Genomic DNA, 23,920 nt, shown 5'->3' with positions numbered 1-23,920 from the left:
ACGGCGCTGCCGGTACCCGTTTTGATTGGTCCGGCCGTGTCAGGCACAGTGATGGAGTGCCCTTGTTCGCGGTGATCTACTTCCTGCTGTTTGTGTTCTGGCTGCTACTGATCGGACGCATCGTCGTCGAGTTCATCCGGACATTCGCCCGAGACTGGCGCCCGACCGGAATTGTGGTCGTCATTCTCGAAGCAATTTTTACAGTCACAGATCCACCGATCCGCCTGTTGCGTCGGGTCATCCCGATGGTCAACCTCGGCGGGGTTCGGTTGGATCTATCAATCATGGTCTTGCTGTTCATCGTGTTCATCCTCATGCAGGTCGTTCAAGGGCTTGCTGCATGACGAACACGGTTTGGGGACTGGCGCAGTCGACGGGTCCGGTGTGACAGAATGGACCGGTCCAAGAGTGTGAATGCAGCATCGAGCACTGAATGCGCTATAACTGAATGCTTGCTAGACCGCCTACAGACGCGTGAAGGGATCCTTCCATGCCGCTGACACCAGCTGATGTGCACAACGTCGCGTTCAGCAAGCCTCCGATCGGAAAGCGGGGCTACAACGAGGACGAGGTCGATGCGTTCCTCGACCTCGTCGAGCAGGAGCTCTCGCGCCTGATCGAGGAGAACGCCGACCTGCGCCAGCGCGTGGGCGAGCTCGATCAGGAACTCGGGGATGCCAAGAGTGCGCCTCGAGCCGCTGCTCCGGCGCCCGAGCCGGCCCGGATCGTCGAGCCGCCGAAGCCTGCGCCCGTGCCGGTTCCGGCGCCCGTGGTCGCGGCGCCCGTCGCGCCGGCCCGCACCAGCAACACCGAAGAGGCGAACCTGCAGGCCGCGAAGATCCTGGGCCTGGCCCAGGAGATGGCCGACCGCCTCACCGGCGACGCGAAGAACGAGTCCGAGACGCTGCTCACCAACGCCCGGACGAACTCCGAGCAGCTGGTCGGCGACGCGCGGAGCCGTTCCGAGACGATGATCTCCGATGCCCGGCAGAAGTCCGAGGCGTTGCTCGCGGACGCCCAGATGCGCTCCGAGACGCAGCTGCGTCAGGCCAAGGAGAAGGCCGACGCCCTGCAGGCCGACGCCGAGAAGAAGCACACCGAGATCATGGCCACCATCAACCAGCAGCGCAGCGTGCTGGAGGGCCGGATCGAGCAGCTCAAGACCTTCGAGCGCGAGTACCGGGTGCGGCTCAAGTCCTACCTGGAGTCGCAGTTGCAGGAACTCGAGCAGCGCGGCTCCGCGGTGCCGGTCGACGGCGGGCAAGAGGCCTTCGGCGGCGCCAAGGGTGGCAACTGAGCGCGGAGCTTGGTAGCGCTCCGTCCAGCCCAGTCAGCTAGGGGTGTGTGGTGCTTGTCCTGACTCTTGCTCTGGCCGCGGTGGGGTTTCTCCTGCTGGTGGTCTCGCTCCTGACAGGCTCGGTCGTCTGGGCCTGGGGGTGCATCGTGGTCTGCGTCGTCGGCGCGGTGTTGCTGTTGGTGAGTTCGCTCCGCAGCAACACCGTGGCCAACGGCGACGCGGCCGGCGGCGGTTCACACCGGTCGCCGCCCTCCGGGTCGCGCAGGACACTGCCGACCGAGCGATTTGACGAGTCCGACTAGAATCGGACCTTCAGCAGTACGGCGTCGATCCGGCCATCACCGGGGAGCCTTCGGAAGAACGGCGTCCACGGCCGAGACGGTCCGCGGGCGCCCAGTAGAACCGAACGGGTGGGCCCGTCACAGCCCGGCACGAGAGGCTCGCGGTCGGCTCCTGGCCGTCCGTCGGGCAAGCGGGGTGGTACCGCGGTCGCGGCGCAGTGGGCGTCGTCGATCGTCCCCGTGCCGAGACTGGGCACGAGGAGTACTGAGTTGTCTGACCCGACCTATCCGCTGGTGGACCTCGGCGGCGGCAAGGCCGCCGCGAGCGTCCGATTCCCCGAACTCGAGCAGCGCGTCCTCGCCGAATGGGAGGCCGACGACACCTTCCGGGCGTCGATCGCCAACCGCGCCGATGCGCCGGAGTTCGTCTTCTACGACGGCCCGCCCTTCGCCAACGGCCTGCCGCACTACGGTCACCTGCTCACCGGCTACGTCAAGGACCTGGTCCCGCGCTACCAGACCATGCGCGGCAAGCGGGTCGAGCGCCGGTTCGGCTGGGACTGCCACGGACTGCCCGCCGAACTCGAGGCGGAGAAGCAGCTCGGCATCAAGGACAAGTCCGAGATCGAGACGATGGGCCTGGCCGAGTTCAACGCCGCCTGCAAGTCCTCGGTGCTGCGCTACACCGACGAATGGCGCAACTACGTCACCCGGCAGGCGCGCTGGGTCGACTTCGACAACGACTACAAGACCCTGGACCTCGACTTCATGGAGTCGGTCATGTGGGCGTTCAAGGAACTGCACGACAAGGGCCTGATCTACCAGGGCTTCCGGGTGCTGCCGTACAGCTGGTACGAGCAGACGCCGCTGTCGAACCAGGAGACCAAGCTCGACGACGCGTACAAGATGCGTCAGGACCCGGCGGTCACCGTCGACATGGTGATCACCGCTCCCGGCTCGCCGCTGGACGGCGCGAACGCGCTGATCTGGACCACCACGCCCTGGACCCTGCCGTCCAACCTGGCGATCGCGGTGCACCCCGACGTCGACTACGTGCACGTCGCCGGCGCCGAGGGCAAGACCTACCTGCTGGCCGCGGCCCGCGTCGGCCACTACGCGCGTGAGCTCGGCGAGGCGCCGGAGGTGCTCGGCGAGTACCGGGGCAGCGACCTGGTCGGTCTCGACTACGCCCCGCCCTTCGACTTCTTCCACGGCCCCGGCAAGGGCCACGAGAACGCGCACCGGGTGCTCTCCGCGGACTACGTCACCACCGAGTCGGGCACCGGAATCGTCCACCTCGCACCGGCTTTCGGTGAGGAGGACATGGACGTCGCCGCGGCGAACGGCATCGAGATCGTGCAGCCGCTCGATGCGGGCGGCAAGTTCACCTCGATGGTGCCGCCGTACGAGGGCCTGCAGGTCTTCGACGCGAACCCGGTGATCATCAAGGACCTCAAGGCCGCCGGAAAGCTGCTGCGGCACGAGACGATCGAGCACTCCTACCCGCACTCGTGGCGCTCGGGTCAGCCGCTGATCTACATGGCGGTGCCGTCCTGGTTCGTCGCGGTGACCAAGTTCCGGGACCGGATGGTCGAGCTGAACCAGGAGATCACCTGGGTGCCCGAGCACATCCGCGACGGCCAGTTCGGCAAGTGGCTCGAGGGTGCCCGGGACTGGAACATCAGCCGGAACCGCTACTGGGGCAGCCCGATTCCCGTCTGGATCTCGGACGACCCGGCGTACCCACGGACGGACGTGTACGGCTCGCTCGACCAGATCGAGGCGGACTTCGGCGTGCGGCCGACCGACCTGCACCGGCCGGTCATCGACGACCTGGTCCGCCCGAACCCGGACGACCCGACCGGCAAGTCGATGATGCGCCGCGTCCCGGAGGTGCTGGACTGCTGGTTCGAGTCCGGCTCGATGCCGTACGCGCAGGTGCACTACCCCTTCGAGAACAAGGACTGGTTCGACGGCGGCAACGGCCAGGAGGGCCACAACCCCGGCGACTTCATCGTCGAGTACAACGGCCAGACCCGTGGCTGGTTCTACACGCTGCACGTGCTGGCGACCGCGCTCTTCGACCGCCCGGCGTTCAAGACCGTTGCGGCACACGGCATCGTGCTCGGCGACGACGGCCTGAAGATGAGCAAGTCCAAGGGCAACTACCCGGACGTCAACGAGGTGTTCGACCGCGACGGCTCCGACGCCATGCGGTGGTTCCTGATGTCCTCGCCGATCCTGCGCGGCGGCAACCTGGTCGTCACCGAGCAGGGCATCCGCGAGGGTTCCCGGCAGGCACTGATGCCGCTGTGGAACGCGTGGAGCTTCCTGCAGCTGTACGCGGGCAAGCCCGGACAGTGGCGCACCGATTCGCCGAACGTGCTCGACCGGTACATCCTGGCGAAGCTGTCGGCCACCAGGGACGCGATCACCGAGGCGCTCGAGGTCAACGACATCGCGGGTGCCTGCGACGAGCTGCGGACCTTCTGCGACGCGCTGACCAACTGGTACGTGCGCCGCTCCCGGTCGCGGTTCTGGGACGAGGACCGCGACGCCATCGACACCCTGCACACCGTGCTCGAGGTCGTCACCCGGCTGGCGGCGCCGCTGCTGCCGTTGGTGACCGAGGTGATCTGGCGCGGCCTGACCGGCGGACGGTCGGTGCACCTGACCGACTGGCCCGAGGCCACCGACCTGCCGTCCGACCCCGAGCTGGTCGAGGCGATGGACGAGGTCCGTGCGGTCTGCTCGACGGTCCTGGGCCTGCGCAAGGCGCAGAACCTGCGGGTGCGGTTGCCGCTGCCCGAGGTCACCGTCGCGGCCGTGGACGCGGAGCGGCTGCGCCCGTTCCTCGGGATCATCGCCGACGAGGTCAACGTCAAGAAGGTCGACCTGACCGAGGACGTGGACGTGCACGGCAGGTTCGAGCTGGTGGTCAACGCCCGCGCCGCCGGACCCCGCCTGGGCAAGAACGTCCAGACGGTGATCAAGGCGGTCAAGGCGGGGGACTGGTCGGAGGTCGACGGCGTCGTCACCGCCGCAGGCATCGAGCTGCTCCCGTCCGAGTACACCCAGCGCCTGGTCGCCGCCGAGCCCGAGTCCACCGCGGCCCTGCCGGAGAACGCGGGCCTGGTGGTTCTCGACTCGGCGGTCACCGAGGAGCTCGAGGCCGAGGGCTGGGCCAAGGACCGCATCCGTGAGCTGCAGGACGCCCGCCGCGCCGCCGGCCTGGAGATCTCGGACCGGATCGTCGTCACGCTGCAGGTGCCGCAGGACCGGCTGGACTGGGCCGCCCGGCACCGCGACCTCATCGCGGGCGAGGTGCTGGCGACCACCCTCGAGCTCGGCGAGGTCAGCGGCCCGGACGCGGTCGACCTCGGCGAGGGCGTCCGGGTCGTCATCGCCAAGGCGTGAGGTGCGCCGGTGCCCCGTTGTCGGGGCACCGGCGTAGCTTCCACCCATGAGTACCGACAAGGAGACGGTCGCGTACGTGCTGGGGCAGCTCGAGCCCCTGGACGTGCGCGCCCGCGCGATGTTCGGCGAGTACGGGCTGTACTGCGACGAGAAGATGGTCGCGCTGATCTGCCACGACACCGTCTTCGTGAAGCCGACGGCGATCTCGGGTGACTACCTCGACGCGTCCGCGCTCGCACCGCCGTATCCCGGCGCGAAGGACCATTTCGCGATCCCGTCGGACCGGCTCGACGACACCGACTGGCTGCACGGGTTCGTCCAGCGCACCGCGGACGTGCTGCCGCAGCCGAAGAAGAAGCCGAAGAAGCCGACCACGCGATGAGGCCCGCACCGCTGTGACCAGACCGCCCACGTCCCGCCGGTGGGTGCTGCACCTCGACATGGACGCGTTCTTCGCGTCCGTCGAGCAGCTCACCCGTCCCACCCTGCGCGGCCGCCCGGTCCTGGTCGGCGGGGCGGGCGGTCGCGGGGTGGTCGCGGGCGCCAGCTACGAGGCCCGTGCCTACGGCGCCCGGTCCGCGATGCCCATGCACCAGGCCAGGCGCCTGATCGGGGCCGGCGCGGTGGTGCTGCCGCCGCGCGGCGGGCTGTACTCGACGGTGAGCGCGTCGGTGTTCGCGACGCTGCGCACCCGGATGCCGGTGCTCGAGACGCTCTCGCTCGACGAGGCGTTCGGCGAGCCGCCCGAGCTGGCAGGCGCCGACGCCGGCGCCGTGCTCGAGTTCGCGACGCAGCTGCGTGCCCTGGTGCTCGAGAACACCGGGCTGGTCGCGTCGATCGGCGTGGGCAGCGGCAAGCAGATTGCGAAGATCGCCTCCGGCCTGGCCAAGCCGGACGGCATCCGGGTGGTCACCCCCGCCGAGCAGGGCGCCCTGTTCGAGGCGTTGCCGGTGCGCAAGCTGTGGGGCATCGGACCGGTGGCCGACGACAAGCTGCGCAGGCTCGGCATCGAGACGATCGGCGCGCTGGCCGCCACCTCCGAGACCGAGGTGGTCGCGGTCCTCGGGGCGACGGTCGGCCCGAGCCTGCACCGGCTGGCGCGCGGCATCGACGACCGACCGGTGGCCGAGCGTGCCGACGCCAAGCAGGTCAGCGCGGAGACGACCTTCGCGGTGGACCTGGTGACCCTGGACCAGCTGCGGGCCGCGGTCGAGCAGACCGGCGCAGGCGCGCACGCCCGGCTGCTGCGGGACGGCCGGGCGGCCCGGACCGTGATCCTCAAGCTGCGGAAGTCCGACATGTCGATCGTCACCCGGTCGGCGACCCTGCCGTACGCCACCGCGGACCGGGCGACCCTGCTGGCGACCGCGCAGCGACAGGTGATCGATCCGCGGGAGCTCGGACCGGTGCGGTTGGTCGGGGTGTCCCTCGGCGGGCTGTCGGAGGTGCGGCAGGGCTCGCTGTTCCCGGACCTCGACCGGGGCGAGGCGGCCGCCGACGGGCCCGCCCCGGACGGCGATGTGAATCTCGACACAACGGACACGTCGGCGCCGGTGCCCGAGCCCGTCCCGGTAGCCTCGTGGCGGCCCGGCCAGGACGTGGCGCATCCCGAGTTCGGGCACGGCTGGGTCCAGGGCAGCGGGCACGGGGTGGTGACGGTGCGGTTCGAGACCCGTACGACGGGTCCGGGCCAGGCGCGGACCTTCCCGGCCGCCGAGGACACGTTGGTGCGGGCGGACCCCGAAGCCAGCCTGCGATGAGCGACCTCGTTAAGGAAGCCCTTATTTTGGTCCTGTTAACTATCGTGACAGGTGTTGCAGTACAACCGATGAAGCAGTTCCACCGATGAAAAGGACAAGCAATTGATGCTCCGCAAAACCCTCGTTGCCGGTGTCGCCGTCGCGGCCGCACTCACCCTGGGCGCGTGCAGCTCTGACGGTGGCGACCCCGCCCCCACCACCACCAAGACCACCACCACGGCCGCCGAGGCCGCCCCGGACGAGTACCCGGCGCCGCCCACCGCCGCCGAGCTGAACGCGATGCTGGCCAAGGGCCTCGACCCGGCCACCCCGGTCGCCGAGAAGACCACCCTTGTCGAGGACGGCGCGGCCGATCCCGGACTCTTCGACCAGGTCGCCGCCGCCGCGAAGGCCGCCAACGCCACCGTCACCGTCGTGGACCCGATCCTGGACAACGGCGACGGCACCCTGACCGCCACCGTCAACATGGACATCGGCGGCCAGGTCAACCCCGGCACCGCGACCTTCGTCGTCGAGAACGGCGCCTGGGTGCTCTCCAAGGAGTACGCCTGCAACATGGTCAAGCTCGCGAGCCTGACCTCGCCCGCCTGCGTCTGACGCACCGCCCCGCAAGGGGCACAGCTCGATCCGAGAATGCCGGCACCCGAACGGGTGCCGGCATTCCGGCGTCCACGGGACGTACGGGTGGTCGGCCCGGGCGGGACTCAGGCCCCGCCGCGCAGCCGGTCCACCGCGTCGGCGGCCAGCCCGGTGAGCACCGCCGGCTCGATCGGCTCCTGGCCCGACGCGACGACCTGCACCACCGTCGACCCGACCACCGCGTACACCGCGTCGGAGGTCATCGTCAGGCCGTCGCTGGTGGTCTGCAGCCGCACCGCGATGGACGCGTCGCCCACCGCGGGCTGGTCGAGGCCGCCGAGACGGTAGGTCACCGCGACACCGTCGGCATCGGTGCCGCGGTACTGCCCGCACGCCGCGAGCGTCTGCTGGACGGTCTCGAACGCCCGCGCGGCGCCGTCGCCGGCGAAGCTGGCCGCGTCGGTGTCGATGCTGGCGAAGTCCGGCCCGCCGAAACGGGCAGCGGCCCGCGTCGCGGCGCCGGGGGACTGGTCCGCCACCTCCCGCAGCACCGACGCGCAGACCTGTGGGTCGGTGCTGGACCGGTCGGCGGTCGGCTGGTCGTCGGCGGCCGGGGGCAGGCCCAGGTCGCGGACCGGGTCGGGCAGGGCCACGAACCCGGCGGGCAGCTGCGCGGTGGTCAGCAGCGCGGACTGCAGCCGGTGCTGGTCGGTGATCGGGGTCGCCCCTGGGTTCGCGGGGGCGGTGACGGCCGTCGGCAGCGGCGGCAGCGGCGCGCCGGTCGGTTCGTCGGAGCTCGCGCAGCCCGCGAGCAGCGCCGCGGTCGCGGTCAGCGCGAGGACGCCCGCCGAGCGCGTCACGGGGTGGCCCACTTGACCACGCTGCTGGTGCTCTGCCGCAGCCGGGTGGTCCCGTTCGGGTCGCTGTAGGTCTGCTCGCCGCCGACGGTCACGGCGCCGTCGACCGGCAGCGCGGCGCCGAGGTCGAGCACCAGGGTGCCGGTGCCCGCCATCGTGTAGGTCACCACGTCGAGGGTGCCCGCCTCGCCCGGCAGCTCCCAGACGTCGGAGTTCGGGGTCTGGTTGACCGCCACGTCCACGGTGAGCCGGTCGCCGTCCCGCTCGCGCAGGGTGACGGTGGTGGTCTGGTTCAGCGCGATGCCGCTCATCACCTGCTGCTGCACGGTCCACACCGCGCCCACCCCGATCTCCGCGTCGGGGAACGCGACGGTCCGGTACACGGCCTGGTAGAAGGCCTGTTCGATCGCCGACCGGGCGATGTCCCGGGAGTCCGGGGCCGGGGTGATCCGCAGCGCGGTGATCGCGCCCGAGGGCTGCACGGTCAGCCCCGCCTTGGACCCGTTGCTCGCGGTGAGCGCGTCCGTCAGTCGGGCGTCCGGGGTGCTGAACTCGTCGAGCGTCAGGTCCACCGTGATGGCCGGGTCCGGACTGCCTCCCGGTACCCGCGCGGTCATCGAGGTGGTCAGCTCGGGGGTGGAGAAGTCCTGCTGCGGCTGGCCGTCGATCTGTTGGTAGACAGTCGAACCCGTCACCAGGCGGGAACGCTGGTCGGCGTCCGTCCGCGGGTGGTAGGTGACCTTCTGCCGGGGCTCCGCGCCGGCATCGACCACCGCGGTGGTCACCGCGGAGATCGGCACCGTGGTCTCCTTCGTGGCCGCCGCGGTGGGGGAGGTGGGCGCCGGGTCGTCGCCGCCGCCGCACGCCGTCACGAGTGTGGCGACGGCGAGGACCGAGGCGATCAGTGTGGTGCGGGCCACCACGGGGGCGGAGGGTCTGGACCGAATCGAGAAGACAGGCACCCGACCAGGTTAGCCACGGTGGGTGGGATGCGGCCGCGGACGAGGCGGTAAGGGATGATGGCGGGGTGAGTAGAGCGGAAAATGCGGAGAACCCCGCGAGTGGGGTGAGCGCCGCACCGGCCCCGCTGCGGATGCGAATGCTGGTGGTCGTCGCCGCGACGATCCTCGGACTGGACCTGGTCACCAAGATCCTGGCGGTGGCGTACGTCAAGCCCGGCCGACCCGTCCAGGTGATCGGCGACGTGGTGACGCTGACGATGCTCCGCAACCCCGGGGCGGCCTTCTCGATGGCCACCGGGATGACCTGGCTGCTGACGCTGGTCGCGATCGGTGTGGTCATCGGCGTGATCAAGATCGGGCGGACCATGCGTTCGCCGTGGTGGGCGCTGGGCCTGGGCCTGGTGCTGGGCGGCGCGCTGGGCAACCTGATCGACCGGCTGTTCCGGTCGCCCGGACCGCTGCAGGGCCACGTGGTGGACTTCGTGTCGGTCGGCTGGTGGCCCGTGTTCAACGTCGCCGACTCGGCGATCGTCTGCGGCGCCGTCCTGCTGGTCGCACTGACACTGTTCGGCTTCAACCCGGACGGCACCCGCGGTGACGCCGCCGCCGAGGACGAGACCGACAACGAGGCGGAGGCCTGATGCGCGAAACACGATCGATGCCGGTACCGGACGGCCTGGAGGGCATGCGGGTCGACGCCGGACTGGCGCGGCTGCTCGGGCTCTCCCGCACCGCGGTGGCCACCCTCACCGAGGAGGGGGCGGTACTGCTCGACGGCACCGCGGTCGGCAAGTCGGACCGGCTGCCGTCGGGCGCCTGGCTCGAGGTCGAGCTGCCGGAGCCCGCCCGCCCGCTTGCCGTCGAGGCCCAGCCCGTCGAGGGCATGAACATCCTCTACGCCGACGACGACATCGTCGCGGTGGACAAGCCCGTCGGGGTGGCCGCGCACGCCTCCGTCGGCTGGACCGGGCCCACCGTGGTCGGCGGGCTGGCCGCGGCCGGCTACCGCATCTCCACCTCCGGGGCGCACGAGCGGCAGGGCATCGTGCACCGGCTCGACGTCGGCACCTCCGGGGTGATGGTCGTCGCGACCAGCGAGCGGGCGTACACGGTGCTCAAGCGGGCGTTCAAGGAGCGCACCATCGACAAGCGCTACCACGCGCTGGTCCAGGGGCACCCGGACCCGAGCAGCGGCACCATCGACGCGCCGATCGGCAGGCACCGCAGCAACGACTGGCGGTTCGCGGTCACCGCGGACGGCAAGCCCAGCGTCACGCACTACGACACGGTCGAGGCCTTCCAGGCCGCCAGCCTGCTCGACGTGCACCTCGAGACCGGCCGCACCCACCAGATCCGGGTGCACTTCTCCGCGTTGCGGCACCCCTGCTGCGGCGACCTCACCTACGGCGCGGACCCGCGGCTCGCGGAGCGGCTCGGCCTGGAACGGCAGTGGCTGCACGCCAGGGCGCTGGGCTTCGCGCATCCGTCGGACGGCCGGTGGATCGAGATCACCAGTGAGTACCCCAAGGACCTCCAGCACGCGCTCGACGTCCTGCGGAGTGCCTGACCGGACGCGGTCCGTCGCGACCGCGGGCGTCGTCGGTGCGCTGGTCGCGCTGGTGGTGGCGCTCGGCGCGGCGAACCCGCCGACCCGGACGCCGGTGGCCACCGACCGGCTCGGCCCCGACTCCGGCGAACCGGTCGCGGAGTACCTGGACCGGGCCCGGGCGAGCCTGGCCGACACCGACACCGACACCGCTGAGCACTGGGCCCTGGTGTCGTTGACCGCCGAGCTGACCGATGCCGACGCCTACCGCCTCGCCGTCGGGGCGCCAGGCGACCCGGCGAGCCGGGTGCGGGTGTCGGAACTGCTGTTCCGGGTGCCCGTCGAGCGGGTGCAGACCCCGCTGGTCGTGGTGGGCGTCGCCGGCCCGGAGTCGGCGGCCCGGGCCGCCGACGTGGCGGCCGGGCGGCTGCAGGGCAGTGCCGGTGAATGGGACCGGCAGGCGCGGGTCGACGCGGTCTCCGCGGCGCGGCTGTCGGCCGACTGCGCCTGCGTGGTCGGAATGACCGTCCGCGGGGACCCCGAGGCGTTGCGCGCGCTCGCGGCCACGCCGGGGGTGCGCTCCGTCGAGGCGTTGCCCGCCGACGCCGTCTTCGGACGCTTCGCCGTGGTCCCGCTGCTGCCCGGGCAGGCCGAGACCGTGGCCCCCGGCCCGGACGACGGCGACGTGCCCGCCCGGTGAGCACCTCCCCGCCCGGTCAGTCCTGTTCGGTGTGCTTGCGCAGGAACTCGACGGTCAGCTCCAGTGCCCGCCTGCCGTCCTCGTTGTCCAGCTTGAACTGGTACTCGTGGCCGAGCGCCGGCTTGTGGTCGCGCGGGTAGAAGACCGTGGTGACGTCCACCCCGAGCCCCCGCAGCGTCTCGGCGAGCGGCACCGACTGGGTGTCGGTGAGCGGGTCGGCGTTGCCCCCGCTGACGTAGGCCGGTGGGAACTTGTCGGTCACGTGCCGGATCGTCGACATCTGGGCCACGGCGGCCGAGCCGCGCAACTCCTTGGTGCCGAGGTACGACCACGCCAACTGGTCCATCGCCCGGGCGAGGATTCCCGGACCGCCGACCACCTTCGACATGTCGTAGACACCGCAGTGGAGCACGACGCCGCGCAGCTGGTCGGGGCGCAGCGCGGGAATGATGCCGACCTCGCGGGCGTAGTCCGGGTTGGTGATCAGCGCCGCGAGTTGGCTCGAGAGCTGGGCCCCGGCCGAGTCGCCCGCCAACACGATCCGCGTCGGGTCCACGTGCAGCCGTTCGGCGTTCGCGACCAGGTAGGCGTGCGCGTCGTTGAGCTGGCGCACCGGGGTGGGGTAGGTCTGGTCCGGGCCGAGTGAGTAGTCGAGCGAGACCACGGTGAAACCGGCGGCCGCGAGCAGCTGGTAGTAGGGCGCGAAGTCGGTCTTGTGGCAGGAGATCCAGCCGCCGCCGTGGGTCCAGACCACCGTCGGCAGTTGGCCCTCCGCAGACTCGGGGAAGTAGACGTCGAGCCGGGCGTCGGGGTCGCCGACCCGGTACGGCTGGTCGAGGGCACGGGCGACCCCGGCGGGCTCGTGCGCACCGAGCGCCTTGGTGACCCGGGCCGCGTCCCACTCGAAGGCCCAGCGCACCGCCCTGGTGAACGGCCGCGGGGTGGCGCGGGCGACCAGCAGGCCCGCTGCCGCGGCCACTGCCGGGACCGCGAGTCCGAACAGCGCGAGCCGTCGGGCACGGGCGCGCGGTGCCCTCGAGTCGTGGCCGGGTTCGCTCATGGTGGTTCCCTCCGTGGGTCCGCGGCGATTCGCCGTACGGAGAATCGTCACGGACAGTCTCGCAGTTCGGTCCGGGCCGGCTGGGTACGGGATCTCGCGAGTCACCGGCGTACCGGCTACGGCGCGGTGTGCGCCTCGAGGAAGTCGACGGTCCTCTCGAAGGCGAGCCGGGACTCCTCGCGGCCGAGGTCGAACTGGTACTCGTGCGGCAGCGCCGGCTCTAGATCGGTGGGGAAGAACAGGGTGTCCGTCCGCACGCCGAGGCCGGTGAGCTTCCCAGCCAGCGGCTTGGACTGGGTCTCGGTCAGCGGGTCGCCGTTGCCTCCGCTGACGTAGGTGGGCGGGTAGGCGGCGGTAACGTGACGCAGCGTGGACATCTGCCGGACCGGCACCGAGTTCTGCACGTCCTTCTCGCCGGTGTACGCCCACATGGAGGTGTCCGCGCCCCACCCGACGAGGCCACCGGTGCCGGTCATCGCGGGCACCTCGTAGATGCCGCAGTTGAGCACCACAGCGCGCAGCTGCGCGGGGGATAGCGCGGGGGTGACGCCGAGCTCGCGGGCGTAGTCGGGACTGGTGACGAGCGCGGCGAGCTGGCTGGAGAGCTGGGCACCGGCGGAGTCGCCTGCCAGCGCGATCCGGTTCGGGTCCACGTGCAGCCGCTCGGCGTTGGCCAGCAGGTAGGCATGCGCGTCGTTGAGCTGGTGGACGGGCGTCGGGTACGTGTGCTCGGGGCCGAGTGAGTAGCCCAGCGAGACGACGGTGAAACCGCGGTCGGCGAGGCGCTGGTAGTAGCCGGCGTAGTGGTCCTTGCTGCCGGATACCCAGGCACCGCCGTGCGTCCAGACCACGGTCGGCAGGGCTGCGTTGTCCGCGACCGCAGCCTGCGGCACGTAGACGTCGAGGAGAGCATCGGAGTCGCCCGGCCGGTACTGCTGGTCGGCGATCCGGTCGACCGTGGTCGGTGCGCCCTGCTCCAGCTGCGCGGTGACGCTGTCGGCGCCGCGGTCGAAGAGGGCGCGGATCACCAGCGCGCCGGGCCGGGGGGTGACGTTGATGACGATCAGCACCGTGGCGACCAACAGTGCCGTCAGCACGAGCACCGAACCGGCCGCCCAGGCCACCCGGCGGCGCCAGGGGTGTAGTGGCCGCTCGGCGGGGGTGCCCCGGTCGCGGTCGGCTACGGGCTCGGTGGTCGAGGTCATGGCGGTCATTATGGCGTCGGTCACCGACGAACCGGAGCACGTCCGCCGGCGCGCGTGTTGACGGGTCCGTCCGGGCCGGGACCGTCGGTGCCAACGCCTAGACTCGTCGCCGTGGCCGACTCATTTGTTCATCTGCACAATCACACCGAGTACTCGATGCTGGACGGTGCGGCGAAGGTCGGCCCGATGTTCGACGAGGCCAAGCGGCTCGGGATGACCGCGGTGGGGATGACCGACCACGGAAACATGTTCGGTGCGAGTGAGTTCTTCAACGAGGCCAAGAAGCACGACGTCAAACCGATCATCGGCATCGAGGCGTACATCGCGCCGGAGTCGCGGTTCAACACCAAGCGGGTGCTGTGGGGTGACCGCAGCCAGAAGTCGGACGACGTCTCGGGCAGCGGCGCGTACACCCACATGACGATGCTGGCCGAGAACGCGACGGGTCTGCGGAACCTGTTCAAGCTGTCCTCTCGCGCCTCGATCGAGGGCCAGCTCGGCAAGTGGGCCCGGATGGACGAGGAGATCATCGCCGAGCACCACGAGGGGATCATCGCGACCACCGGCTGCCCGTCCGGCGAGATCCAGACCCGGCTGCGGCTCGGCCACGACCGCGAGGCGCTCGAGGCCGCCGCGAAGTGGCAGGAGATCTGGGGCCCGGACAACTTCTTCCTCGAACTGATGGACCACGGACTCTCGATCGAGCGCCGGGTCCGCGAGGGTCTGCTCGACATCGGCAGGCAGCTGGGCATCCCGCCGCTCGCGACCAACGACTGCCACTACGTCACGAAGGACGCCGCGGAGAACCACGAGGCGCTGCTGTGCATCCAGACCGGCAAGACGCTCAGCGATCCCACGCGCTTCAAGTTCGACGGCGACGGCTACTACCTCAAGTCCGCGGAGGAGATGCGCGCGATCTGGGACGCCGAGGTGCCCGGCGCCTGCGACAACACGATCGCGATCGGTGAGCGGGTCCAATCCTACGCCGACGTGTGGACGCACCGCGACCGGATGCCGATCTTCCCGGTCCCGGACGGACACACCCAGCAGAGCTTCCTGCGCGCCGAGGTGCTGCGCGGCCTGGACCGGCGCTTCCCCGACGGTCCGTCGGAGGAGTACCTGGCCCGGGCCGACTACGAGATCGGCGTCATCAACGAGATGGGCTTCCCGGCCTACTTCCTCGTCGTCGGCGACCTCATCAACCACGCGAAGGAGGTCGGCATCCGGGTCGGACCGGGTCGCGGGTCGGCGGCCGGTTCGCTGGTGGCCTACGCCATGGGCATCACCAACATCGACCCGCTGCCGCACGGGCTGCTGTTCGAGCGGTTCCTGAACCCCGAGCGCGTCTCCATGCCCGACATCGACATCGACTTCGATGATCGCCGCCGCGGGGAGATGGTCCGCTACGCCACCGAGAAGTGGGGCAGCGACCGGGTCGCCCAGGTCATCACCTTCGGCACCATCAAGACCAAGGCCGCCATCAAGGACTCCGCCCGCGTGCAGTTCGGGCAGCCCGGTTTCGCCATCGCCGACCAGATCACCAAGGCGCTGCCGCCGCCGATCATGGCCAAGGACATCTCGGTCGCGGGCATCACCGACCCCGACCACGAGCGGTACAAGGAGGCGTCCGAGGTCCGCACGCTGATCGACGCCAACCCCGACGTCGCGAAGATCTACCAGACCGCGAAGGGCCTCGAGGGCCTGATCCGCAACGCGGGCGTGCACGCCTGCGCGGTGATCATGTCCTCCGAGCCGTTGATGGACGCGATCCCGCTGTGGAAGCGCGCCCAGGACGGCGCCATCATCACCGGCTGGGACTACCCGTCGTGTGAGGACATCGGCCTGCTCAAGATGGACTTCCTGGGCCTGCGGAACCTCACGGTGATCGGCGACGCGCTCGACAACATCAAGGCCAACCGCGGCATCGACATCGACCTGGACTCGCTGCCGCTCGACGATCCCGCCACCTACGAACTGCTCTCCCGCGGGGACACCCTCGGCGTGTTCCAGCTGGACGGCGGCGGCATGCGGGAACTGCTGAAACTGATGCAGCCCACCGGTTTCGACGACATCGTCGCCGCGCTGGCGCTCTACCGTCCGGGCCCGATGGGCATGAAGTCGCACACCTCCTACGCCAAGCGCAAGAACGCGCTCGAGGAAGTGGTGCCGATTCACCCGGAGCTGGAGGAGCCGCTCAAGGTGATCCTCGGCGAGACCTACGGCCTGATCATCTACCAGGAGCAGATCATGCAACTGGCGCAGAAGGTGGCCGGGTACACGCTGGGTCAGGCCGACATCCTCCGACGCGCGATGGGCAAGAAGAAGCTCTCGGTGCTGGAGGAGGCGTATGCGGGGTTCCGGCAGGGCATGCTCGACAACGACTTCAGCGACGCCGCGATCAAGGCGCTGTGGGACACGGTGCTGCCCTTCGCCGGCTACGCGTTCAACAAGTCGCACTCCGCGGGCTACGGACTGGTCTCGTACTGGACCGCGTACCTCAAGGCCAACTACCCGGCCGAGTACATGGCGGGCCTGCTCACCTCGGTCGGCGACGACAAGGACAAGTCCGCGGTCTACCTGGCGGACTGCCGGCAGATGGGCATCACGGTGCTGCCCCCGGACGTCAACGAGTCCCGCGTCGACTTCGCCACCGTCGGCGAGGACATCCGCTTCGGCATGGGCTCGGTGCGCAACGTCGGCGCCAACGTGGTGGCGTCGATCATCAAGTCGCGCAACGAGAAGGGGAAGTTCACCGACTTCTCCGACTACCTCAACAAGATCGAGGTCACGGCCTGCAACAAGAAGGTCACCGAGTCGCTGATCAAGGCCGGTGCGTTCGACTCGCTCGAGCACCCGCGCAAGGGTCTGTTCCTGATCCACACCGACTCCATCGAGTCGGTCCTGGGTACCAAGAAGGCCGAGGCGGTCGGCCAGTTCGACCTGTTCGGCGACGCGGGCGGCGGCGACGAGTCGATGTCGTCGGTGTTCGCGATCCGGGTCCCGGACGAGGAGTGGGACACCAAGCATCGGCTGGCGTTGGAGCGGGAGATGCTGGGGCTCTACGTCTCCGGGCATCCGCTCAACGGCGTCGAGCACATCCTCCGGCAGCAGTCCGACACCTCGATCGCCTCGATCCTCGAGGGCGAGGTCAAGGACGGCGCGCAGGTCACCATCGGCGGCATCATCGCCTCGGTGGACCGGCGGGTGAACAAGAACGGACTGACCTGGGCAATCATCACGCTGGAGGACCTGGTCGGCGGCATCGAGGTGCTGTTCTTCCCGCAGGCCTACGCGGTCTACGGGATGGACATCGCGGAGGACTCCGTCGTCCTGGTCAAGGCGCGGGTCTCGATCCGCGACGACCGGATGTCGTTGATCGGCAACGACCTCGCGGTGCCCGACCTGTCGGCGGTCGGGGTGGCGAAGCCGGTTGCGGTGAGCCTGCCGACCCGGATGTGCACGCCCGAGAAGGTCGGCGCGCTCAAGCAGGTGCTGACCCGGCACCCCGGCACCTCGGACGTACACCTGCGACTGCTCAGCGGCACCAAGGTCACCATGCTCAAGCTCGACGACAGCCTGCGGGTGGAACCGTCGTCCGCGCTGATGGGTGACCTGAAGGCGCTGCTCGGCCCGAGCTGCCTGGGCGGCTGACGGGTACCCGCACCACATCGTTCGGCATTCTCGAGTTCCACGGGACGGGTGGACCGGCGCGCCATCGAGGTTCGGACATTTCGGCACAGCTGGTGGGTACCGTGCCCTCATGTCTGACATCGTGATCGGGATCCTCGCCGTCGCCGTCGGTGCCGCATTCTGCTTCCGCGGCGTCCCGATGATGCGGTTCGTCATCGCACTCTGGGGTGCGTTCGCCGGACTGAACCTCGGTGCCGGCCTCGTGTCCGCGATCACCGGCGACGGCTACTTCGCCACCGCGCTCGGCTGGCTCGTCGGCATCGCCGTCGCCGTACTCTTCGCCGTGCTGGCCTACCTGTACTACGCGGTGGCGGTGGTGCTGACGATGGCGTCGGTGGGCTTCGTCCTCGGCACCGCCGCCATGGCGGCGCTCGGCGTGACGTGGGAGTGGCTGGTGATCGTGGCCGGTGTGCTGCTCGGCGCGCTGCTGGCGGTTGCCACCCTCGCCACGGACCTGCCTGCGATCCTGCTGGTTGTGGTCAGCTCCCTCGGCGGTGCGGCCGTGATCGTCGGCGGCGTGATGCTGCTCGTCTCCACGATCGACACCGCCGACTTCAACCGCGGCACCCTCACCGATACCGTCGCCCACGACTGGTGGTGGTACGCGCTGTGCATCGTGCTTGCCGTGGCCGGCGCGCTCGCGCAGGCCCGGATGCTCGGCCGGGAGTCCCGCTCGCTGCGCGAGCAGTGGGCGCCGGCCCCGGTCTGAGGTCTCCGCACGAATCCTCGGATCGGGTGGTCGCGCAGCCGTCAGTCGCGGGCGCGGGCCCAGTGCGCCCGCCGGACCCACCACGCGGTGACGGTGGCACCGGCGGCCAGCAGCACGGCCGGTTGCAGGGCGGTCGTGACGGCCAGCGTCACGACGAACACCAGGAGGCCGACCACGAGGGCCTCGAGCTTGTAGAGCGGCCAGTCGGTGCCGGCCAGGTTCACGTGGTGGGCGCGCCGCGGCGCGCCGGTGTGCGGCGCGGTCGTCCAGTCGGCGGCGGTCATGAGTTCAGGCTACCGAGAAAACCAAGTTCGGTCCAACGAACATTTCCATTCGGTCGTGGATCTGGCGCGTCGGGCTGCGCCGGATCCCGGTCGGGTGTTGACTTGACGGCATGCCTCTCACCGGTGAGTACGTCCCCAGTCCGAGCAAGTGGGCCGCCGACCAGGTCGATCTCTACGAGCGCTCCGGCGGTACGGAGGGGACGGAGATGCAGGGCAGACCCGTCGTCATCCTCACCACCAAGGGCGCCAAGTCCGGCAAGCTCCGCAAGAGCCCGCTGATGCGGGTCGAGCACGACGGCGAGTATGCCGTCGTGGCCTCGCTGGGCGGCGCCCCGACGCATCCGGTCTGGTACCACAACGTGATCGCGGACCCGCACGTCGAACTGCAGGACGGGCCGGTCAAGAAGGACATGATCGCGCGCGAGGTCACCGGCGACGAGAAGGCGGTGTGGTGGGAACGCGCCGTCGAGGCGTGGCCCGACTACGCCGAGTACCAGAAGAAGACCGATCGCCAGATCCCCGTCTTCGTGCTCACCCCGCGGTAGGCCACCGTGGCGCCGACGTCGGTCGCGGAGCAGTTGGTCGGGCAGCTCGTGGCCGCCGGAGTGCGGCGGATCTACGGCATCGTCGGCGACAGTCTCAACCCGATCGTCGACGCCGTGCGCCGCACCGGCGGCAGCGCCGCCGGCGGGATCGACTGGATCCACGTCCGGCACGAGGAGGCGGCCGCCTTCGCGGCGTCTGCGGACGCGCAGGTCACCGGCGAGCTCGCGGTGTGCGCGGGATCCTGCGGACCGGGCAACCTGCACCTGCTCAACGGGCTCTACGACGCGAACCGGTCCGGGGCGCCCGTCCTCGCCATCGCCTCGCACATCCCGAGCAGCCAGATCGGCACCGGCTACTTCCAGGAGACACACCCGGACCGGCTGTTCGTCGAGTGCTCGGTGTACTCGGAGCTGATCGGCTCGCCTGCGCAGGCGCCGCGGGTGGTGCAGAGCGCAATGGCGCACGCGCTCGCCCGCTCCGGAGTCGCGGTGATCACGCTGCCCGGCGATGTCGCGGACCTCCCGGCGCAGGGCGGGCCGCCGGCCCTGATGCGCACCGGTCGGCCCGCGGTGGTCCCGGACTCCCGCGACGTGCGGGCGCTGGCGGACGCGATCAACGCGGCCGAGCGGGTCGCGATCTTCGCCGGCGCCGGGGTGCGGGGTGCGCGCGAGGAGGTGCTGGCGCTGGCCGAGACGGTCGGTGCGCCGGTCGCGCACACGCTGCGCGGCAAGGAGTGGATCCAGTACGACAACCCGTTCGACGTCGGCATGACCGGCCTGCTCGGCTACGGCGCCGCGCACGACGGCATGCACGACGCGGACCTGTTGCTGCTGGTCGGCACGGACTTCCCGTACGACCAGTTCCTGCCGACGAACACCCCGACCGCGCAGATCGACGTCGCCGCGGAGCGGCTGGGCCGGCGCACCGGCCTGGACCTGGCGGTGCACGGCGACACCGCCAGCACGCTCGCCGCCCTGGCCCCGCTGGTCCGCCGCAAGACCGACCGCACCTTCCTGCAGGCGCAGCTGGCCCGCCACCGCACCCTGATGGACAAGGTGGTCGGCGCGTACACCGGTCCGGCCGACCAGCGGGTTCCGATCCACCCGGAGTACGCGGCGTCGATCCTCGACGACCTCGCCGCACCGGACGCGGTGATCACGGCCGACACCGGTATGTGCAACGTGTGGACCGCCCGCTACGTCAACCCGAACGGGTCCCGGCGCCTGCTCTCCTCGGCGCTGCACGGGTCGATGGCGAACGCGTTGCCGCACGCGATCGGCGCGCAGGTCGCCTGCCCGGGCCGGCAGGTGATCTCGGTGTCGGGCGACGGCGGCCTGTCGATGCTGCTGGGGGAGTTGGTGACCGTCGCGGCCTGCAGGCTGCCGGTCAAGGTGGTGGTCTTCAACAACTCGACGCTCGGCATGGTCAAGCTCGAGATGCTGGTGGACGGGCTGCCGGACTTCGGCGTCGACGTGCCGGCGGTGGACTACGCCGCCGTCGCCCGGGCGCTGGGGATCTTCTCGGTGCGGGTCGAGGACCCCGGCGCGGTGGAGTCGGGGCTGCGGGCGGCGTTCGAGCACCCGGGGCCGGCGCTGGTCGACCTGGTGACGGACCCGCTCGCGCTCTCGCTGCCGCCGACGATCACCGGCGGACAGGTCAAGGGCTTCGCGCTGGCGATGTCGCGGATGGTGATGAACGGCGGGGTGGGCGAGGCGGTGCGGATGGCGAAGTCGAATCTGCGGAACATCCCGCGGCCGTCACAGTTCGATCCGCGTGCTTGACCGGGGCGAGTACGCGGCCCAGGCCGCGAGGTGGCAACATGGCCGGGTGTCGCACACCCCGGAAATCGCTGACCTGTTGGCCGCGTCGCTCGACGCTCGCGAGATCGATGCCGCCGCCAAGCGAATTTCGGACGTCGTCGAGGTCACCCCGCTGCAGCTGAGTCCGCGCCTGTCCGCGATCACCGGCGCCCGGGTCTACCTCAAGCGCGAGGACCTGCAGGTGGTGCGCTCGTTCAAGTTGCGCGGCGCCTACAACCTGATCGTGCAGCTGGACCAGGAGGAGCGCGCCGCGGGTGTGGTGTGCGCCAGCGCCGGAAACCACGCGCAGGGCGTCGCCTTCGCCTGTGCTGCGATGGGCATCCGCGGCCGAATCTATGTGCCCGCCAACACGCCTCGGCAGAAGCGGGACCGGATCCGCGCGCACGGCGGCGAGTTCGTCGAGTTGATCGCCATCGGCGAGACCTACGACGCGGCCGCCGCGGCGGCCGTCGCCGACGTCGAGCGCACCGGGGCCACGCTGGTGCCGCCGTTCGACGACGCGCGCACCGCGGCCGGGCAGGGCACCATCGCCGCCGAGATCATCGAGCAGCTGGGCGAGGAGCCCGGGACGGTGATCGTCCCGGTGGGCGGCGGCGGTCTGATCGCCGGAATCGCGACCTACCTGCACGAGCGGTCCCCGCAGACCGCGATCGTCGGCGTCGAGCCGAGCGGTGCCGCGTCGATGACCGCGGCCCTGGTCGCGGGCGGGCCGGTGACCCTGCCGGTGATCGACCCGTTCGTCGACGGGACGGCCGTGCGCCGGATCGGGGACCTGCCGTTCGCGGTGATGTCGGCGCTCGGCGCCGGGGTGGTCTCGCACGGCTCGCTGCCGCTGGTCGCGCAGCCGCGGTCCGGCGCGGGCGAGGGCACGTTCGCGATGATCCACGCCGACGAGGGCGCGGTCTGCACCGCGCTGCTCGAGCTGTACCAGAACGAGGGCATCATCGCCGAGCCGTCGGGCGCGCTGTCGGTCGCGGCGCTCGAACTGGTCAACGTCGCCCCCGGGTCCACCGTGGTGTGCCTGATCTCGGGCGGCAACAACGACGTCTCGCGGTACGGCGAGATCCTCGAACGGTCCCTGGTCCACCTCGGCCTCAAGCACTACTTCCTGGTGGACTTCCCGCAGGAGCCGGGCGCGCTGCGGCGGTTCCTCGACGAGGTCCTCGGCCCGGACGACGACATCACGCTGTTCGAGTACGTCAAGCGCAACAACCGGGAGACCGGTGAGGCGCTGGTGGGCCTCCAGCTCGGCGAGGCCGCCGGCCTGGCCCCGTTGCTCGCGCGGATGGCGGACTCCCGCATGCACGTCGAGCAGCTCGAGCCCGGGTCGCCTGCGTACCGGTACCTGACCTGACGTCGCGACCGATGTGTACTCCCGGAGTTCATGCTCCAGGCGTTGAACATTCGTCTATGTTCGGGTTGGTTCGTACCGAACACCCGTGCCCACATGCGAGCGACGAGGACTACATCGATGCAGAACAACGGAATTGACCGACGCAGGTTCCTTGCGGGTGCCGCCGCGGCGGGTGCCGCCGTCCCGCTCGCCGCGATGACGGCGGGGACCGCGTCGGCAGTTTCCAGCGCAGACTTCGGTTCGTCGGGACCCGGCCCCGTCGATCCCGGGCCCGACGCGGAGAAGTTCCCCTTCCCCGACGGTGCCGAGCTGCGGGTGCTGGTGACCGGTGACGCGGGTACCGGTCAGCCGGCGCAGGTGGCCGTGGCCGACGCCATTCGCGACCTGCACGGCCGGGAGCCGCTGTCGATGGCACTCGGCCTCGGCGACAACATCTACGAGACCGGTCCGAGCAACGAGTACGACATCCAGTTTGCGGAGAAGTTCGAGGACCCGAACCACGGCCTGGACTTCCCGTGGCTGATGGCGCTCGGCAACCACGACAACAGCGCGATCTTCCCCGGCGACGGAGGGTGGCTGCTGCGCGGCGACGAGGAGGTCGACTACCACCGGCGTTCGCCCCGATGGTGGATGCCGAGCCGGTACTACTCGGTCCGGGTGCCCGAGGTGAATCCGGTCGTGGAGTTCTTCGTGCTCGACCTCAACCCGCTGGCCGCCTACATCCCGCCGCTGTTCTCGCCGTACTGGGCGCCCAACGGTCCGTTCATGACCGAGCAGGCGGCCTGGCTGGATGCGGCACTCGCGTCGTCGACGGCGAAGTGGAAGATCGTCTGCACGCACCACCCGTACCTGAGCAACGGCAAGCACGGTGACGCCGGCAAGTACGACGGGATTCCCGTCGCGCCCATGAACGGCGCCCTCGCGAAGAAGTTCTACGAGGACCACGTCGTCGGTCGGTGCCAGCTGATCCTCTCCGGGCACGACCATTCGATGCAGGTGCTCCAGCCGACCGTCGAGTCGAAGGGCACTCGCCAGATCGTCTGCGGTGCGGCGGGGAAGAACGACCACGGCAAGGGCGGCGCGCAGGAAGGCCGTCCGAGCATGTACCAGAACTTCAGTGACGTCGGCTTCATGGTGCTGGATCTGTCTGCGGACACCGTCACGGTGAAGGCCTACACGGTCGACATCACGACCGGGGCGTCGACGGTGGCGTTCGAGCAGCGCCTGATCTAGACGTGTTTCGGCACGCCCGCGGCCTCGGCCTCGGCCGTGCCCCGGCTCGGGCCACGGTCGACCTTCCTCGGCGGCCGTGGCCCGCCGTCGTTCGGGGCCGCGTCGAGGCGGTCGCGTCGTTGCCACGGAGCTCGGCAGTCCCGTGCGCCCCGCTCGCCGATTCGCTCGACGTGCGCGCGGCGGCCGTCCGACCTCGAACCGAACCCAGCCCGACGCCGCCGCCGACGACCGGCATTGTGTCCGCGGTGCCGTGCCCGTGGTCAGGCAAGAGGTCGACGCGCCCGTCCACCGAGTGTCCTTCGTCACGTATGCCCGTTTGCGGAGAATTGGTGCGCCGAGCAATTACCGACCGGTCGTCCTTTCTTACAGCGTATTTGTAAACCCTTGTCAGTCGGGCGAACTCGTGTTTCCGGGCGCATCGCGGGGGTGAACTCATGGCTATTCGTACGCCCTCACGTTCGGGCGGTCGGTCGACCGTCGAGGATTGGCGGATTCGAGTGCCGCCCCCCGGGGTGGTCGAGGATTTCGGGTGGCCACCTTGATGAGATGCAGTGTGCTGCAGCACGTCCGATTCTTCGCCGCCGGCAGCGGACTGCATGCGCTCACTCGGGTTCCCTGAA

21 protein-coding genes are annotated in these 23,920 nt (G+C 70.3%); 16 read left to right on the top strand and 5 right to left on the bottom strand.

All coding sequences use genetic code 11. The features are described 5' to 3' along the window. Positions 1 to 56 precede the first annotated feature (56 nt). From ACFO6S_RS00350 to ACFO6S_RS00320, 7 genes are all read left to right on the top strand, one after another. Complete coding sequence (locus tag ACFO6S_RS00350) at positions 57 to 344, top strand: YggT family protein (RefSeq protein WP_378413064.1); 288 nt, start codon at positions 57 to 59, stop codon at positions 342 to 344. 146 nt (positions 345 to 490) lie between these two features. Then, positions 491 to 1,297 (top strand): DivIVA-like cell division protein Wag31, encoded by an 807-nt coding sequence (gene wag31, locus ACFO6S_RS00345; RefSeq protein WP_378413062.1) that lies wholly within the window; start codon positions 491 to 493, stop codon positions 1,295 to 1,297. A gap of 50 nt (positions 1,298 to 1,347) precedes the next feature. Further along, the gene (locus ACFO6S_RS00340; protein WP_378414017.1) at positions 1,348 to 1,599 is read left to right on the top strand and encodes a hypothetical protein; all 252 of its coding nucleotides are present in this window, start codon (positions 1,348 to 1,350) and stop codon (positions 1,597 to 1,599) included. 249 nt (positions 1,600 to 1,848) lie between these two features. Further along, on the top strand, positions 1,849 to 4,995 hold the full coding sequence (gene ileS / locus ACFO6S_RS00335; protein WP_378413060.1) for an isoleucine--tRNA ligase: 3,147 nt from the start codon (positions 1,849 to 1,851) through the stop codon (positions 4,993 to 4,995). Between the two features lie 46 nt (positions 4,996 to 5,041). Beyond that, positions 5,042 to 5,377, top strand: a complete 336-nt coding sequence (locus ACFO6S_RS00330; RefSeq protein WP_378413058.1) for a TfoX/Sxy family protein — start codon at positions 5,042 to 5,044, stop codon at positions 5,375 to 5,377. A gap of 58 nt (positions 5,378 to 5,435) precedes the next feature. Then, complete coding sequence (locus ACFO6S_RS00325; RefSeq protein WP_465269184.1) at positions 5,436 to 6,755, top strand: DNA polymerase IV; 1,320 nt, start codon at positions 5,436 to 5,438, stop codon at positions 6,753 to 6,755. Positions 6,756 to 6,857: 102 nt separating this feature from the next. Further along, entirely contained in the window at positions 6,858 to 7,352 is a 495-nt protein-coding gene (locus ACFO6S_RS00320) for a WKL family lipoprotein (RefSeq protein WP_378413057.1), read from the top strand. Positions 7,353 to 7,459: 107 nt separating this feature from the next. Here the strand turns inward: ACFO6S_RS00320 and ACFO6S_RS00315 are convergent, their stop codons facing one another. Further along, the gene (locus ACFO6S_RS00315; protein WP_378413055.1) at positions 7,460 to 8,206 is read right to left on the bottom strand and encodes a sensor domain-containing protein; all 747 of its coding nucleotides are present in this window, start codon (positions 8,204 to 8,206) and stop codon (positions 7,460 to 7,462) included. Next, on the bottom strand, positions 8,191 to 9,153 hold the full coding sequence (locus ACFO6S_RS00310) for a hypothetical protein (RefSeq protein ID WP_378413053.1): 963 nt from the start codon (positions 9,151 to 9,153) through the stop codon (positions 8,191 to 8,193). Before ACFO6S_RS00310 ends, ACFO6S_RS00315 begins: the two co-directional genes overlap by 16 nt. A 131-nt stretch (positions 9,154 to 9,284) precedes the next feature. On the opposite strand from ACFO6S_RS00310, the gene lspA reads away from it, so the two are divergent. Genes lspA through ACFO6S_RS00295 form a run of 3 tightly spaced genes read left to right on the top strand, consistent with a single transcriptional unit; the run spans position 9,285 to position 11,399 of the window. Continuing rightward, the gene (gene lspA, locus ACFO6S_RS00305) at positions 9,285 to 9,794 is read left to right on the top strand and encodes a signal peptidase II (protein WP_378414012.1); all 510 of its coding nucleotides are present in this window, start codon (positions 9,285 to 9,287) and stop codon (positions 9,792 to 9,794) included. Further along, a complete protein-coding gene (locus ACFO6S_RS00300) occupies positions 9,794 to 10,720 on the top strand; it encodes an RluA family pseudouridine synthase (RefSeq protein ID WP_378413051.1) in 927 nt (308 codons plus the stop codon). Before lspA ends, ACFO6S_RS00300 begins: the two co-directional genes overlap by 1 nt. Beyond that, positions 10,713 to 11,399, top strand: coding sequence for a hypothetical protein (locus ACFO6S_RS00295; RefSeq protein ID WP_378413049.1), 687 nt, complete (start codon positions 10,713 to 10,715; stop codon positions 11,397 to 11,399). Before ACFO6S_RS00300 ends, ACFO6S_RS00295 begins: the two co-directional genes overlap by 8 nt. A gap of 16 nt (positions 11,400 to 11,415) precedes the next feature. On the opposite strand, the gene ACFO6S_RS00290 is transcribed toward ACFO6S_RS00295, so the two are convergent. Together ACFO6S_RS00290 and ACFO6S_RS00285 are read right to left on the bottom strand one after the other, a co-directional pair. Further along, complete coding sequence (locus ACFO6S_RS00290) at positions 11,416 to 12,459, bottom strand: alpha/beta hydrolase (RefSeq protein WP_378413047.1); 1,044 nt, start codon at positions 12,457 to 12,459, stop codon at positions 11,416 to 11,418. Positions 12,460 to 12,575: 116 nt separating this feature from the next. Then, entirely contained in the window at positions 12,576 to 13,664 is a 1,089-nt protein-coding gene (locus tag ACFO6S_RS00285) for an alpha/beta hydrolase (protein ID WP_378413045.1), read from the bottom strand. Positions 13,665 to 13,775: 111 nt separating this feature from the next. Here ACFO6S_RS00285 and dnaE point away from each other — a divergent pair, with 111 nt between their 5' ends. After that, positions 13,776 to 17,315 (top strand): DNA polymerase III subunit alpha, encoded by a 3,540-nt coding sequence (gene dnaE, locus ACFO6S_RS00280; RefSeq protein WP_378413043.1) that lies wholly within the window; start codon positions 13,776 to 13,778, stop codon positions 17,313 to 17,315. Positions 17,316 to 17,424: 109 nt separating this feature from the next. Next, positions 17,425 to 18,063, top strand: a complete 639-nt coding sequence (locus ACFO6S_RS00275) for a DUF4203 domain-containing protein (RefSeq protein ID WP_378413041.1) — start codon at positions 17,425 to 17,427, stop codon at positions 18,061 to 18,063. 41 nt (positions 18,064 to 18,104) lie between these two features. On the opposite strand, the gene ACFO6S_RS00270 is transcribed toward ACFO6S_RS00275, so the two are convergent. After that, positions 18,105 to 18,347: a hypothetical protein gene (locus ACFO6S_RS00270; protein WP_378413039.1), complete on the bottom strand. Its 243-nt coding sequence runs from the start codon at positions 18,345 to 18,347 to the stop codon at positions 18,105 to 18,107. Between the two features lie 110 nt (positions 18,348 to 18,457). Here ACFO6S_RS00270 and ACFO6S_RS00265 point away from each other — a divergent pair, with 110 nt between their 5' ends. The 4 genes from ACFO6S_RS00265 (at position 18,458) to ACFO6S_RS00250 (ending at position 23,300) form a co-directional block, all read left to right on the top strand. After that, positions 18,458 to 18,892, top strand: a complete 435-nt coding sequence (locus ACFO6S_RS00265; protein ID WP_378413037.1) for a nitroreductase family deazaflavin-dependent oxidoreductase — start codon at positions 18,458 to 18,460, stop codon at positions 18,890 to 18,892. 6 nt (positions 18,893 to 18,898) lie between these two features. Then, positions 18,899 to 20,674 carry a pyruvate dehydrogenase gene (locus ACFO6S_RS00260; protein WP_378413035.1) on the top strand — a complete coding sequence of 592 codons (1,776 nt, stop codon included), beginning with the start codon at positions 18,899 to 18,901 and terminating at the stop codon, positions 20,672 to 20,674. 46 nt (positions 20,675 to 20,720) lie between these two features. Next, positions 20,721 to 22,067, top strand: a complete 1,347-nt coding sequence (gene ilvA / locus ACFO6S_RS00255; protein WP_378413033.1) for a threonine ammonia-lyase IlvA — start codon at positions 20,721 to 20,723, stop codon at positions 22,065 to 22,067. Positions 22,068 to 22,184: 117 nt separating this feature from the next. Beyond that, a complete protein-coding gene (locus ACFO6S_RS00250; protein WP_378413031.1) occupies positions 22,185 to 23,300 on the top strand; it encodes a metallophosphoesterase in 1,116 nt (371 codons plus the stop codon). Positions 23,301 to 23,920: the final 620 nt, after the last annotated feature.

It is taken from the genome of Rhodococcus kronopolitis, from assembly GCF_042654025.1.
Taxonomy (GTDB): Bacteria; Actinomycetota; Actinomycetes; order Mycobacteriales; family Mycobacteriaceae; genus Rhodococcus_G; species Rhodococcus_G kronopolitis.
The sequence above is the reverse complement of the archived record's forward strand: the minus strand, read 5'-3'. Positions and strand labels throughout refer to the sequence as shown.